Below are 14,805 nucleotides of genomic sequence, written 5' to 3'. Positions count from 1 at the left end.
TAAAAAATCGGAACGGGTTACGGGTATAAATCCTAAAAACTCTTTTAAAAAAGTGTTCAGTATTCAGAATTTAGTGTTCAGTTTATCACTGATTACTAAATACTGAACACTGAATACTAAACTTCTATTCTTCAAGACGAATGTCAAGTCCAAGACCTTTCAATTCATGCATCAATACATTAAATGATTCTGGTAATCCTGGTTCTGGCATAGATTCACCTTTTACGATTGCTTCATACGTTTTTGCTCTACCGATAACATCATCAGACTTCACAGTCAAGATTTCTCTAAGTGTACTTGATGCTCCATAAGCTTCAAGTGCCCAAACCTCCATCTCTCCAAAACGCTGTCCTCCAAATTGAGCTTTACCTCCAAGTGGTTGTTGCGTAATCAATGAGTACGGACCTATAGAACGTGCGTGCATTTTATCGTCAACCATGTGTCCAAGTTTCAACATGTAGATAACTCCTACTGTTGCAGCTTGATGGAAACGTTCTCCTGTACCACCATCATATAAATGTGTATGTCCAAAACGTGGTATTCCAGCTTCATCAGTCAATTCATTGATTTGATCCAGAGTTGCTCCATCAAAAATTGGTGTAGCAAATTTTCTACCCAAGTTTTGTCCCGCCCAACCAAGAACCGTTTCATAAATTTGACCAATGTTCATACGTGAAGGTACACCAAGTGGGTTCAACACGATATCAACAGGCGTTCCGTCTTCAAGGAAAGGCATATCTTCATGACGAACGATACGAGCAACAATACCTTTGTTACCGTGACGTCCCGCCATTTTATCCCCAACTTTTAACTTACGTTTTTTGGCAATATATACTTTTGCTAGTTTCAAGATTCCTGCTGGCAATTCATCTCCAACAGTGATAGTGAATTTCTCTCTACGCAAAGCCCCTTGTAAATCGTTCAATTTAATTTTATAGTTATGAATTAAATCATTTACCATTTTATTAGTTGCATCATCAGCAACCCATTGACCTTTACTTAAGTGAGCAAAATCTTCAACAGCATAAAGCATCTTTTGAGTGTATTTTTTACCTTTTGGTAAAACTTCTTCACCCAAATCATTCATTACCCCTTGAGATGTTTTTCCGTTTACGATCAAGAAAAGTTTTTCGACCAATTTGTCTTTTAATTCAACAAATTTAACTTCAAACTCCATTTCAAGTGCTCCTAAAGCATCTTTATCTTGCGTACGTTTACGTTTATCTTTTACTGCTCTTGCAAACAGTTTTTTGTCTAAAACAACACCATGTAAAGAAGGAGAGGCTTTTAATGAAGCATCTTTTACATCCCCTGCTTTGTCCCCGAAGATTGCACGAAGCAATTTCTCTTCCGGAGTAGGATCTGATTCCCCTTTTGGAGTAATTTTTCCGATAAGAATGTCACCAGGTTTAACCTCGGCTCCAATTCTGATCATACCATTTTCATCTAAATCTTTAGTAGCTTCTTCAGAAACGTTCGGTATATCGTTCGTCAATTCTTCGTTACCTAATTTAGTATCTCTAACTTCTAATGAATAATCATCCACGTGAATAGAGGTGAAAATATCGTCACGAACTACTTTTTCAGAAATTACAATCGCATCCTCAAAGTTGTACCCTTTCCATGGCATAAACGCTACTTTTAGGTTACGACCTAAAGCAAGTTCTCCATTTTGAGTGGCATAACCTTCTGACAATACTTGACCAAGAACAACTCTGTCGCCTCTTCTTACGATAGGTTTCAAGTTGATACTAGTACCTTGATTGGTTTTTCTAAATTTAATTAGATTGTATGTTTTCTCATCTGACTCAAAACTCACCATTCTTTCTTCTTCAGAACGATCGTATTTGATTGTGATAATATTAGCATCCACATATTCAACAGTTCCATCTCCTTCAGCGTTAATTAAAACTCTGGAATCCGAAGCAACCTGACGCTCTAAACCAGTTCCAACAATAGGAGCTTCAGGACGAATTAATGGTACGGCCTGACGCATCATGTTAGATCCCATCAAGGCTCTATTCGCATCATCATGTTCTAAGAAAGGAATCAAAGAGGCTGAAATAGAAGCAATTTGATTTGGAGCAACATCCGTATAATCCACTTTTGAAGGCTCAATTACTGGAAAATCACCTTCCTGACGGGCAATTACATTTTCAGCGATAATCTTACCTACTGCATCCATTTCTATGTTTGCCTGAGCAATCATCATTCCTTCTTCTTCTTCTGCACTCAAGTAAACAGGAGTAGACACTAGATCTACGACTCCGTTAGTTACTTTACGGTATGGAGTCTCAATGAAACCCATTCCGTTTACTTTAGCATAAACACCAAGAGAAGATATCAAACCAATGTTTGGTCCCTCAGGAGTTTCAATTGGACATAAACGTCCATAATGCGTATAGTGAACATCACGTACCTCAAATCCGGCTCTTTCTCTCGAAAGTCCACCTGGTCCAAGTGCAGATAATCTTCTTTTGTGCGTAATCTCGGCTAATGGATTCGTTTGATCCATAAACTGAGACAACTGGTTTGTACCAAAGAAAGAGTTGATAACAGAGGATAATGTTTTAGCATTAATCAAATCTATCGGTGTAAACACCTCGTTATCCCTAACGTTCATTCGCTCTCTAATGGTTCTGGCCATACGCGCCAAACCAACACCAAACTGTTGTGACATTTGTTCTCCAACTGTTCGTACACGACGGTTTGATAAGTGATCAATATCATCAATCTCTGCTTTAGAGTTAATTAATTCAATCAAATATTTAACAATCGTTATGATATCTTCTTTGGTCAAGACTTGCTTTTCCATTGGAGTATCCAACCCTAATTTTTTATTTATTCTATAACGACCTACTTCACCTAAGTTGTACCGTTGATCAGAAAAGAATAATTTATCGATAATACCACGAGCCGTTTCTTCATCAGGCGGTTCAGCATTACGCAATTGTCTGTAGATATGCTCAACAGCCTCTTTTTCAGAGTTTGTTGGATCCTTTTGCAACGTATTATGAATGATTGCGTAATCTCCTTGATTAGCATCTTCTTTGTGAAGCAAAATAGATTTAACGTTAGAATCAATGATTTCTTCCACATTATCTTTGTCGATAATAGTGTCTCTATCAAGAATTATTTCGTTACGTTCAATAGAAACTACTTCACCAGTATCCTCATCTACAAAATCCTCATGCCATGTATTCAATACACGAGCAGCTAATTTTCTACCGATATATTTTTTAAGTCCTGTTTTAGAAACTTTAATTTCCTCAGCAAGATCGAAAATCTCTAGGATATCCTTATCTCTTTCGAATCCAATTGCACGGAATAAAGTCGTTACAGGTAATTTTTTCTTTCTGTCAATATAAGCATACATTACGCTGTTTATATCTGTAGAAAATTCTATCCAAGAACCCTTAAAAGGAATTACTCTGGCAGAGTACAATTTTGTTCCATTTGCATGAAATGACTGCCCGAAGAAAACACCAGGAGAACGGTGTAATTGAGAAACAACTACACGCTCAGCACCATTAATAACAAAAGTACCGCTTGGCGTCATATATGGAATTGTCCCAAGATAAACATCCTGAACAATAGTCTCAAAATCTTCATGTTCTGGATCTGTACAATATAGTTTTAACCTAGCTTTTAGGGGTACACTATGCGTAAGACCTCTTTCTATACATTCTTGAATTGTGTAACGTGGCGGATCTACAAAATAATCAAGGAATTCTAATACAAAGTTATTTCTTGTATCAGTAATTGGGAAGTTTTCCATGAAGGTATTGTAAAGCCCTTCGTCGCCTCTTTCGTCAGATTTAGTTTCTAATTGAAAAAAATCCTTAAACGATTTAACCTGAACATCTAGAAAATCTGGATAATCAGGAATATTTTTTGTAGAGGCAAAATTCAATCTTTCAGTTTGATTTGTTATCATCAATGGACAAAATTTTGATTAGAAAAGTAATTTTTTTGTATAAATAGTAATTTATTTATACCTTTTTTTTTAACCATTACATCTTTAAAAACCAATTTAAGATAACTACTTTCTTATTATCTGTTAATTTTTTTTCCTCGTAATGGATAAAATGAATCTATTTTAAAAGACTAGTATGTACTAATACAACGTAGCCTTTTGTTATACGAAAAATGGTTTAGGTCTTTGGATGACTCCAAGACCTAAACCTTATTTTCAAAACTAGAGTGAACTATTTAAGTTCAACCTCAGCTCCAGCTTCTTCCAAAGATTTTTTAAGCGCTTCTGCTTCATCTTTAGTTACACCTTCTTTAACATTGCTTGGTGCGCTGTCTACTACATCTTTAGCTTCTTTCAAACCTAAACCAGTAAGTTCTTTAACTAATTTTACAACTGCTAATTTAGAAGCACCTGCTGCTTTCAAAACCACTGTAAATTCTGTTTGAACATCTTCAGCAGCAGCTTCGCCACCACCTGAAACTACTACAGCTGCAGCAGCTGGTTCGATTCCGTACTCATCTTTTAATATTGTTGCTAATTCGTTAACTTCTTTTACCGTTAGGTTAACCAATTGTTCTGCGAATTGTTTCAAATCTGCCATTTTTTCTATCGTTTTAAAATGATTTGTAAAAAATATAATTTATTTATTGTGCGCGTTTTATGTAATAAAATTAGAGTAAAACTCTTCTTTCATTATGCCTCCACTTCCTCTGTAGCCTCTTCGCTTTTGGCAAATTGGTTTTGAAGAGCAGAAATAACTCTTTGTGCTGGTGACTGCAATAATCCAATAAGTTCGCCGATAAGCTCTTCTTTAGATTTAATAGTTGCTAATGCATCTAATTGATCGTCTCCAATATAAATTTCAGAGTTGATATAAGCTCCCTTTAATACCGGTTTAGCTGATTTTTTTCTGAAATCTTTTATTATCTTACCCGGAGCGTTTGCTATCTCAGAAATGAATATAGCACTATTACCAGTCAAAACTGAAGGTAAATCTCCATAATCATTAGCTGATGCTTCCATTGCTTTTGCAAGCAATGTATTTTTAACTACTTCTAATTTTATACCTGCTTTATAACAAGCTCTTCTTAAGTTCGTAGTTGCTTCTGCATTCATTCCAGAAATATCAGATACATAAATAATATTTGTACCAGCTAACTGTGCAGTTAAAACTTCAATCGCGATTGATTTTTCTTCTCTAGTCATACTAAAAATTTTTAACTACCAATTATACTGCCTTAGGATCCAATGCAATTGCAGGACTCATAGTGCTAGTTAGGTAAATACTTTTGATGTAAGTTCCTTTAGCCGCAGTTGGTTTAAGTTTGATTAATGTTTGAATAATTTCGTGAGCATTGTCAACAATTTGTTCAGCTCCAAAAGAGACTTTACCAATTCCTGCATGCACTATACCAGTTTTGTCAACTTTAAAGTCAATTTTACCAGCTTTCACCTCTTGAACAGCTTTTGCAACATCCATAGTTACAGTACCTGTTTTAGGGTTAGGCATTAAACCTCTAGGTCCTAAAATACGACCTAATGGACCTAATTTACCCATAACAGAAGGCATTGTGATAATTACATCAACATCTGTCCAACCGTCTTTTATCTTTTGTAAATAGTCATCAAGACCTACATAGTCAGCACCAGCTGCCAAAGCTTCCGCTTCTTTGTCCGGAGTAACCAATGCTAATACTTTAACATCTTTACCAGTACCATGAGGCAATGTTACTACACCTCTTACCATTTGATTCGCTTTTCTTGGATCTACACCCAAACGAACTGCGATATCAATAGACTCATCAAATTTTGCAGAAGCAACAACTTTTATTAATGCCGCAGCATCTTTAAGAGAATATAATTTGTTCTTTTCAATTTTTGAAGCAGCCTCTTTTTGCTTTTTTGTCAATTTTGCCATGTCTTACCCTTGTTTTAGAGGAGAATCTCCAGTTACAGTTATACCCATAGATCTAGCCGTTCCTGCGATCATGCTCATAGCAGATTCGATAGTAAATGCATTCAAATCCACCATTTTATCTTCGGCGATTGTTCTAATTACGTCCCAAGTAACGTTAGCTACTTTTTTACGATTAGGTTCACCTGAACCAGATTTTAGCTTTGCAGCTTCCAATAATTGGACAGCAGCAGGTGGTGTTTTTACAACAAAATCAAAAGATTTGTCTTTATACACTGTAATTTGCACAGGGCAAACTTTGCCGGCTTTATCTTGAGTTCTTGCATTAAATTGCTTACAGAACTCCATGATATTAACACCAGCAGCACCTAAAGCAGGTCCAACCGGTGGCGATGGATTCGCAGCACCTCCCTTAACTTGTAGTTTAACTACTTTACTAATTTCTTTAGCCATTTTTTAAAAATTTAACACTACAATCTTTGGAAGCGATTGCAATGGATATTATAGATGTAACAAAATTATACTTTTTCAACTTGCATAAAACTCAATTCTAATGGTGTTTTTCTTCCGAAAATTTTTACCATTACTTCCAGTTTACGCTTTTCTTCATTAATTTTTTCCACAGTTCCGTTAAAACCATTAAAAGGACCATCAACAACCTTAATCGTCTCACCAATATTGAAAGGAATAGAACGTGTATCGGTATTAACCGCTAATTCATCTACTTTACCTAACATTCGATTCACTTCGGAAATTCTCAAAGGAACAGGCTCCCCCCCTTTAATCTCTCCTAAAAAACCAATAACACTTGTTATTGATTTAATAATATGAGGTATTTCACCAATCAGATTAGCCTCAATCATGACGTATCCTGGAAAATAAACCTTATCTTTAATTATCTTTTTTCCTTCTTTTACAGTAACTACTTTTTCAGTAGGAACCAAAACCTGTGACACATAATCACCCATCCCAAGTCGTGCGATTTCGGTTTCGATATAAGCTTTCACTTTATTTTCTTGACCACTTACCGCCCTAACGACATACCACTTTTTAATATTATTATCTGCCATAACAAAAAAATTATGCTTTTATCCAGTTAAAAAAACCAGCCAAAGCTTTTGCGAAAATTTCATCTACTCCCCAAGTTGCCAAAGCGAATAATACTGAAAAAACAGCCACAACAATCGTTAGACGCTGAACCTCAGCCCAAACCGGCCAAGTTACATTTGACTTTAATTCCTCAAATGCCTCTGATATGTAATTAACAACTTTTGTCATTATGATTTATTTTTTTGCACGGGCGGAGGGATTCGAACCCCCATCAACGGTTTTGGAGACCGCTATTCTACCCTTGAACTACGCCCGTTCGTTAATAAAAGCCAGTAACAACTTTACGGAGTTACTGGCTTTATACTTTTTTATCCTATTTGGATTATGCTACAATTTCAGTTACCTGACCTGCACCTACAGTTCTACCACCTTCACGGATAGCAAAACGTAAACCAACACTTAATGCAATTGCACTAAGCAACACAACATCAATAGTTAAGTTATCCCCAGGCATAACCATTTCTACACCTGTAGGCAAAGTAATGATCCCTGTTACATCCGTTGTACGTACATAAAACTGTGGACGGTAGTTATTGTGAAATGGTGTGTGACGACCACCTTCTTCTTTTTTCAAGATATAAACCTCAGCTTTAAAAGTAGCATGTGGTTTAACTGAACCTGGCTTACAGATAACCATTCCTCTTTTGATGTCTTCTTTTTGAATACCTCTTAAAAGAATACCTACGTTGTCTCCAGCTTCACCTCTATCAAGGATTTTACGGAACATCTCAACTCCCGTAATAGTAGAAGTCAATTTTTCAGCTCCCATACCAATGATTTCAACTGGATCTCCTGTATTAGCAACACCTGTTTCGATACGACCTGTAGCAACAGTTCCACGACCAGTGATTGAGAACACATCTTCAACAGGCATCAAGAAAGGTTTTGCAACATCTCTTACCGGCTCTTCGATCCAAGAATCTACAGCTGCCATCAATTCAAGAATTTTTGGTACCCAAGCTGGATCATTATTCAATCCACCTAAAGCTGAACCCTGAACAACAGGACCATTATCTCCATCATATTCATAGAAAGATAACAAGTCTCTGATTTCCATCTCAACTAATTCAAGTAATTCCTCATCATCAACCATATCCACTTTATTCATGAATACAACCATTCTAGGAATACCTACCTGGCGACCTAAAAGGATATGCTCACGTGTTTGTGGCATTGGCCCATCAGTAGCAGCTACAACAAGAATAGCACCATCCATTTGAGCAGCACCTGTAACCATGTTCTTTACGTAATCCGCGTGACCTGGACAGTCAACGTGAGCGTAGTGACGATTAGCAGTTTCATACTCAACGTGAGATGTATTAATTGTAATACCTCTTTCTTTTTCTTCTGGAGCATTATCAATTTGATCAAATGATTTTGCTTGACAATACCCTGCATCAGACAATACTTTTGTAATTGCCGCAGTTAATGTCGTTTTTCCGTGATCCACATGCCCAATTGTTCCAATGTTTAAATGGGGCTTGTTACGGTTAAAATTTTCCTTTGCCATTTTACTTAATTTTAAATCTTGTTATATATTAATTTCTATTTCCTACTTACTTGAGCCAATGTCGGGAATTGAACCCGAGACCTCTTCCTTACCAAGGAAGCACTCTACCCCTGAGCTACACCGGCAGAGAATTAATTTTAAATGTTGCATTTTAAATTAATTTAAAACTTTCATCGTGGGGAGAGCAGGATTCGAACCTGCGAAGTTTACACAGCAGATTTACAGTCTGCCCTCGTTGGCCGCTTGAGTATCTCCCCTACTTTTTATATTGCCAGACCTTTACAGTCTTGAGCCGGCGGAGGGACTCGAACCCACGACCTGCTGATTACAAATCAGCTGCTCTAGCCAACTGAGCTACGCTGGCGAATCAATAAAAAAAGTCCGCTATTTCTAACGGACTGCAAATGTATAGATTTTATCTCTCAATCAAAACTTTTTTTAAAAAAAAATCATATTAAATATGCGAACTTATTTTTTCTTTCCTTTTTACCAATAATCGTTCTAAAGATTCAGCAGAAAGTTCTAAGGCTTCTTCAAAAGTTTTACATTGCTTTTTAACTAAAAAATCATCCCCAGGAACATTCATTTTTACCTCAGCAATTTTATTTTCTTTATCACTAGTCTTCTCCACTTTCAAAAAAACATCGGCGGACACCACCTTGTCATAATATTTTTCTAACTTGTCCATTCTTTCTTGAACAAAATCTACTAGCTTTTTGTCAACAGTAAAGTTAACTGCATGAACACTTACCTTCATAATCATTTTTTTTAGTTAAACATTTTACGAATCATTTACGTCCTCGAGGATGCGCCTCTTTATAAATATTTTTAATTTCTGACAAACTGCTATGGGTATAAATTTGAGTTGAAGCCAAACTAGAATGCCCTAACAATTCCTTTACTGAATTTAAATCCGCACCATTATTTAATAGATGTGTTGCAAAAGTATGCCGCAGGATATGTGGACTTTTTTTTACTTTCTCAGACACACCACTAAAGTAAGAATTTATTAGCCGATACACAAAAGAATCATTTAATTTTAATCCTTTTTTTGTGAGAAAAAAATAAGCATTATCAGCGACTATTACCAACAAAGCTCTTTCCTTTAGGTACAAACAAAACTGAGCCGCCAGTACCGGCAAAACAGGAAGGATTCGTTCTTTACTTCGCTTGCCCAATACTTTAATTGTACTATTGGATAAGTCAATATTTGCTATTTGAAGCTGAATCAGCTCTGCGCGTCGCATTCCGGTAGTATACAACAAATCGATTATGAGTTTATTCCTCACTTCTTCAAATCCAATTGTATTTTGCATTTGATCTAAAACATTCAAAACTTCCTTTTCAGAAAAAGGAACCTGCAAAACCCTCGAAGCCTTCAATGCTTTATGCCCTGACAATGGACTAACCCGAATTTGCTTTGTTTTCAACAGGAATTTGTAAAATGCTTTTAAAGACGCTATTTTTCTATTAACAGAACCATTCGAGACCCCATCATCCACAAGTACTATAATCCAACTCCTGATTTGACTATACCCTGCCTGCTCTATGCCTTGCTCCTCAAAGTGAATTTTGTTGAATGATTCAAAAGAAGCAATATCCGCACAATATGCCGTTAAGGTATGAGGAGAATATTTTTTCTCCAACTGTAGATAATCCCGAAAAGCATCTTTATTAGTAGTCATAAAAAAACCGTTAGCATCAAAGTTATACAATTTTGATGACTAACGGTATTTTATTTAATAGATATTGACTAACTCTCTAAGTTATCTCTCATATTTTGGATATAAGCCGCTTTTTGAATTTTGATTCTATTTGTAACTGAAGGCTTAATAAAAGCAGTACGTGCTCTTAGTTGACGAACAGTTCCTGTTTTATCAAATTTTCTTTTGTAGCGTTTTAATGCTCTATCGATATTTTCTCCGTCTTTAATTGGTATAATTAACATAATATAGACACCCCCTTTCTTTAAGTGTGCAAAAGTAAACATTATTTTGAATTGGAAGTCATTAATTGTAAATTTATTTGAGCATGTTTGCAAAATATCAATTCCGTTTCACGAATAGGCTATCATGTGCTGCCAGCTATTCGCTATAATCTTATTCATTGCGAGGTATCGGGGTAAAATTCGCAGTACTATCCTTGACATAAAAAAAAGAGTCAATTTGTGTATTGACTCTTTTTTTTATAAAATACTTACTTTATTGAATCTAAAGCATCCCGTTAAGCAAAACTTATTCGCTCCAGAAACTACCTAATCAAAGTCTAAACTACTTTACCGCTGGCACATAATTTTGATTATCAATAATTAATTTTCCTAAAATCTCTTTAAGAATTTCTGAAGTTCCTCCGCCTATTGGACCTAAACGACTGTCCCTAAACAAACGTGCCAATGGATACTCCTCCATATACCCATAACCACCTAACATTTGCAAACAACTATAAATAGTATCATCTGCAACTTTTGTAGATTTCAGCTTAGCCATAGTGGACTCTTTTACGACGTATTCCCCTTTGTCTAAACGAGCGACAGCAGCATAGTTAAACACCTTACAGTGTTCTACCTCTGTTGCATGCTCAACAAGCGTATGTCTTAGTGCTTGAAACTTACTTATTTTTTTTCCAAATGCCTCTCTATGCGACATATAATCTATTGTATAATCTATTGCATATTCAGCTCTAGCATGTGCATTTATCGCCATGATTAAACGCTCCAAAGCAAAATGCTGCATGATGTAAGGAAATCCTTTCCCCTCTTCACCCATTAAGTTTTCTGCTGGGATCTCTACGTTGTCAAAGGCAATTTCAGCAGTATCAGATGCTCTCCAACCTAATTTATCTAGTTTGACAGCCGATATCCCTTTTAAACCAGTATCCATCAAAAAGATGCTAATCCCTTTGTTTCCAAGTTCAGGATTAGTTTTTGCTGCAACAATATAATAGTCTGCATAAACACCGTTTGTAATAAATGTTTTGGAACCATTAATAATATATTTATCTCCTTTTTTTACGGCATTAGTGCGCATCCCCGCAACATCACTACCCCCAAAAGGCTCTGAAATACATAAAGCTCCTATTTTCTTTCCGGCGATACTTGGCACTAAGTAATCTTGCTTTATCCTTTCGTCACCCTCAGCATTCAAATGGGTCATCGCTAAATACCCATGAGCCCACATGGCAGCAGCAAAACCTGATGACTTAATTTTTTGCAATTCTTCGAGAAAAATAACAGTATAAAATAAATCGAGATTCAGACCGCCATAAGCCTCTGGGTAGGCAATACCAAAGTACCCCATCTCGCCAAATTTTTCCCAAATAAAACGTTCTATTGTACCCGTTTTTTCCCACTTTTCGATATGCGGAACAACTTCTTTCTGCAGAAAATCTTTTAAACTTTCTCTAAATGCATGGTGTTCTTCCGTAAAATAAATTGAATTCATATAGTATATTTTTCTTAACAAATAGTATTAATTGAAGCATAATAAAGCAGTACTATTTCAAATTTCGTTTTTAAACGATTAAAAATAATCCGCTAATAAAAAAGTAACACCTCTATTTTAAAAGGCAATACAATTCTCTTGTCCGGGGCTTAAAATCTGACACTTCTAATTAAAGTCCAAATATAAGTCAATTATTTTTGCTTTATCAACAGGAAATCCCTTAATTTTTATTAAATCCTCAATATTATTAAAATCCCCCTTCATGCTTCTATAGGTTATAATTTCTCTGGCCAGTGCATACCTAAAATAATAAAACTGAGAAAGCTCCTTTAAAGAAGCAGTATTGACCTTGATTTTTTTAAATTGAGGCAGCGCCAAAACTTCAAAATGAATATTCAAATTCTCAATTACTTCTGGTGACAACCCCCAAATATCCTGCATTTGATCCATAGAAACAAATCCGCCCAACGTTTCTTTTTGTTTTAAAATGCGAATAGAAATGGCCTCACCTATTCCATAAATTTTTACCAAATCTTCTTTTGTTGCCCTATTGATATCAATGACTAGGATTTTTTCTTTTTTGGCGAAAGCTGGATTTGAATATTTTTTATATGTAATAAATTTAGTTTTCTGTTTTTTAGCAAGTACCCAATCCGGGAATTTAAAATAAGGCGCTAGCACATTTAACAATGAGTCTGAAACTTTAGTCACGTTCTGAAACTCCTCAGGAGAATTTACATATTTGTTTTGTTTTCTAAAAGCGAGCAAACGATCAATTTCCTGAAGAGACATTCCTAATCTATATCCTTTATAATCTGTGATAAAATTGGGATTAAAAAGATACACATTGGGCTTTTTATTTGCAGCTTCCATAGTAAGGGAATCCATTGCAGTTTGAAGAGAAAGCCATTTTTGTTTTTCAGGATACACTTTAGATACCGCTCTAAAATCAACAAAAAAATAAACCAGCTGCAGGACTACACTAATTACAAACAAAAAGAAAATACCGGTTCGTTGCTCCTTAGTGAACTTAAAATAAGTTAGAATCGTTTTAAAACTCATGGGGGTACGTATCGATTTGCTAGCATTAAAAATAATTCTAAATTTATAAATTAAATCAAGACCGTTCGCTTTCTGTAGATTTTTTTTCAAAAACAAATTAATACCCGCTACAAGCCTATTTGACAAAATAATTTCACCGGGAATCAATATTAAAAAAGACGACAAATCATTTTTTACAACTTAAAATTCAATTATTGTTTTTATTTTTTATAAAAAACAATACATTTGGAGCTTAATAACAAACAAAACCATATAACCCATGTCAATTTGGAAAACTAAACCCCTTTCGGTATTGCTAAATGAAGCATCAGAATCTGAAAAAGGATTAAAAAGAACTTTGTCTTCACGTTCATTAGTAGCGCTAGGAGTTGGAGCAATTATCGGAGCAGGATTATTTTCTTTAACAGGAATCGCAGCCGCAGATAATGCAGGACCCGCAGTAACGCTATCCTTCGTCTTAGCAGGGATAGGCTGTGCCTTTGCTGGATTGTGCTACGCTGAATTTGCCTCTATGATCCCAGTAGCAGGAAGTGCTTACACCTATTCTTATGCCACAATGGGAGAATTTGTTGCTTGGATTATTGGATGGGATTTAGTGCTTGAATATGCTCTTGGAGCCGCAACAGTAGCAGTGAGTTGGTCTCAATATGTAGATAAATTCCTCGCCAATTATGGACTCCATATTCCCCAGGAGATACTCCATGGACCATGGGATCAGAAACCAGGATTCATTAATTTACCCGCCATATTAATTATCTGTGCCCTTTCTCTACTATTGATTAGAGGCACAAAAGAATCAGCTTTATTAAACAATATTTTGGTTATTTTAAAAGTAACTGTTGTTATTGTATTCATAGGTATCGGATGGGGTTTTATTGACGGAGCGAATCATACTCCATTTATCCCTGTAAATGAAGGCGAAGCCCTTTTAAGCTCAGGAAAGATGACATTTTTAAATTTCTTTAGTAGCGATTACTTTGGTCATTACGGTTGGAGTGGTATTCTAAGAGGTGCAGGAGTTGTGTTTTTTGCATTTATAGGATTTGACGCTGTTTCTACAGCTGCACAAGAGGCAAAAGATCCACAGAAAGGTATGCCAATTGGTATATTAGGGTCGCTCATAATTTGTACCGTTTTATATGTTCTATTTGCTTTTGTTTTAACTGGTTTAGAAAACTACCTTAACTTTAAAGGTGACGCAAGCCCTGTCACTACAGCGTTTGCTAAGACAGGTTATACATTCTTAAACTCAGCATTAACAATTGCGATTATTGCAGGATATACCTCTGTAATGTTAGTGATGTTGATGGGGCAAAGTAGGGTTTTCTACAGTATGAGTATTGACGGATTATTACCTAAATTTTTTAGTACATTACACGCAACAAATAGAACACCATACAAAACAAACCTACTTTTCATGGTTTTTGTTAGCATGTTTGCAGGATTTGTTCCTGTGTCAGACTTAGGTCATATGGTAAGTATAGGAACATTATTTGCGTTTGCTCTTGTATGTATTGGAGTTGTTGTAATGAGAAAAACTAATCCCGATGCAGTAAGAGGTTTTAGAGTGCCATTTGTACCAGTATTTCCAATTCTAGGAGTTATCATCTGTCTAATCTTGATGGCTGGATTACCTATTGAAAGTTGGGAAAGACTTGCCATTTGGATGATTATTGGAGTTGCTATCTATTTTGCCTACGGTAAGAAAAAAAGTAAACTAAACAATCCGGATAAATAAATTTACAGCATACAAAAAAGGGATTCTAGAATAGTTTAACTATTTTAGAATCCC

General features: G+C 35.7%; 14 protein-coding genes and 4 tRNA genes. 1 reads left to right on the top strand and 17 read right to left on the bottom strand.

The window, feature by feature from the left end; translation table 11 throughout:
* Positions 1-124 precede the first annotated feature (124 nt).
* From rpoB to EKM01_RS03485, 17 genes are all read right to left on the bottom strand, one after another.
* Positions 125-3,937, bottom strand: a complete 3,813-nt coding sequence (gene rpoB, locus EKM01_RS03565; protein ID WP_126455870.1) for a DNA-directed RNA polymerase subunit beta — start codon at positions 3,935-3,937, stop codon at positions 125-127.
* A gap of 271 nt (positions 3,938-4,208) precedes the next feature.
* A complete protein-coding gene (rplL, locus tag EKM01_RS03560; protein WP_126455872.1) occupies positions 4,209-4,577 on the bottom strand; it encodes a 50S ribosomal protein L7/L12 in 369 nt (122 codons plus the stop codon).
* A 92-nt stretch (positions 4,578-4,669) separates the two neighbouring features.
* Positions 4,670-5,182, bottom strand: a complete 513-nt coding sequence (gene rplJ, locus EKM01_RS03555) for a 50S ribosomal protein L10 (RefSeq protein WP_126455874.1) — start codon at positions 5,180-5,182, stop codon at positions 4,670-4,672.
* Positions 5,183-5,204: 22 nt separating this feature from the next.
* Positions 5,205-5,894, bottom strand: coding sequence for a 50S ribosomal protein L1 (gene rplA / locus EKM01_RS03550; protein WP_126455876.1), 690 nt, complete (start codon positions 5,892-5,894; stop codon positions 5,205-5,207).
* 3 nt (positions 5,895-5,897) lie between these two features.
* On the bottom strand, positions 5,898-6,344 hold the full coding sequence (gene rplK, locus EKM01_RS03545; RefSeq protein WP_126455877.1) for a 50S ribosomal protein L11: 447 nt from the start codon (positions 6,342-6,344) through the stop codon (positions 5,898-5,900).
* A gap of 65 nt (positions 6,345-6,409) precedes the next feature.
* Positions 6,410-6,961 (bottom strand): transcription termination/antitermination protein NusG, encoded by a 552-nt coding sequence (gene nusG, locus EKM01_RS03540; RefSeq protein WP_126455879.1) that lies wholly within the window; start codon positions 6,959-6,961, stop codon positions 6,410-6,412.
* Between the two features lie 10 nt (positions 6,962-6,971).
* Positions 6,972-7,169, bottom strand: coding sequence for a preprotein translocase subunit SecE (secE, locus tag EKM01_RS03535; RefSeq protein ID WP_126455881.1), 198 nt, complete (start codon positions 7,167-7,169; stop codon positions 6,972-6,974).
* 17 nt (positions 7,170-7,186) lie between these two features.
* Positions 7,187-7,257 (bottom strand) — tRNA-Trp (locus EKM01_RS03530).
* A gap of 66 nt (positions 7,258-7,323) precedes the next feature.
* On the bottom strand, positions 7,324-8,511 hold the full coding sequence (tuf, locus tag EKM01_RS03525) for an elongation factor Tu (protein WP_126455883.1): 1,188 nt from the start codon (positions 8,509-8,511) through the stop codon (positions 7,324-7,326).
* A gap of 53 nt (positions 8,512-8,564) precedes the next feature.
* Positions 8,565-8,636, bottom strand: a tRNA-Thr gene (locus EKM01_RS03520).
* A 51-nt stretch (positions 8,637-8,687) separates the two neighbouring features.
* A tRNA-Tyr gene (locus EKM01_RS03515) sits at positions 8,688-8,768 on the bottom strand.
* A gap of 33 nt (positions 8,769-8,801) precedes the next feature.
* Positions 8,802-8,875 (bottom strand) — tRNA-Thr (locus tag EKM01_RS03510).
* 90 nt (positions 8,876-8,965) lie between these two features.
* Positions 8,966-9,268, bottom strand: coding sequence for a ribosome hibernation-promoting factor, HPF/YfiA family (hpf, locus tag EKM01_RS03505; RefSeq protein ID WP_126455885.1), 303 nt, complete (start codon positions 9,266-9,268; stop codon positions 8,966-8,968).
* Between the two features lie 31 nt (positions 9,269-9,299).
* On the bottom strand, positions 9,300-10,196 hold the full coding sequence (locus tag EKM01_RS03500) for a tyrosine-type recombinase/integrase (protein ID WP_126568618.1): 897 nt from the start codon (positions 10,194-10,196) through the stop codon (positions 9,300-9,302).
* Positions 10,197-10,264: 68 nt separating this feature from the next.
* The gene (gene rpsU, locus EKM01_RS03495; protein WP_035670421.1) at positions 10,265-10,459 is read right to left on the bottom strand and encodes a 30S ribosomal protein S21; all 195 of its coding nucleotides are present in this window, start codon (positions 10,457-10,459) and stop codon (positions 10,265-10,267) included.
* A gap of 322 nt (positions 10,460-10,781) precedes the next feature.
* A complete protein-coding gene (locus tag EKM01_RS03490) occupies positions 10,782-11,951 on the bottom strand; it encodes an acyl-CoA dehydrogenase family protein (RefSeq protein ID WP_126463122.1) in 1,170 nt (389 codons plus the stop codon).
* A 165-nt stretch (positions 11,952-12,116) separates the two neighbouring features.
* Positions 12,117-13,013, bottom strand: coding sequence for a helix-hairpin-helix domain-containing protein (locus tag EKM01_RS03485; RefSeq protein WP_126767055.1), 897 nt, complete (start codon positions 13,011-13,013; stop codon positions 12,117-12,119).
* A 259-nt stretch (positions 13,014-13,272) separates the two neighbouring features.
* Between EKM01_RS03485 and EKM01_RS03480 the strand changes: the two genes are divergently transcribed.
* Positions 13,273-14,751, top strand: coding sequence for an amino acid permease (locus EKM01_RS03480; RefSeq protein WP_126451894.1), 1,479 nt, complete (start codon positions 13,273-13,275; stop codon positions 14,749-14,751).
* The last annotated feature ends 54 nt before the right edge of the window (positions 14,752-14,805 follow it).

Origin of the sequence: Flavobacterium sp. RSP46 (assembly GCF_003984825.1) — a bacterium.
Classification (GTDB): Bacteria; Bacteroidota; Bacteroidia; order Flavobacteriales; family Flavobacteriaceae; genus Flavobacterium.
This window is presented reverse-complemented; position numbering and strand designations above follow the sequence as displayed.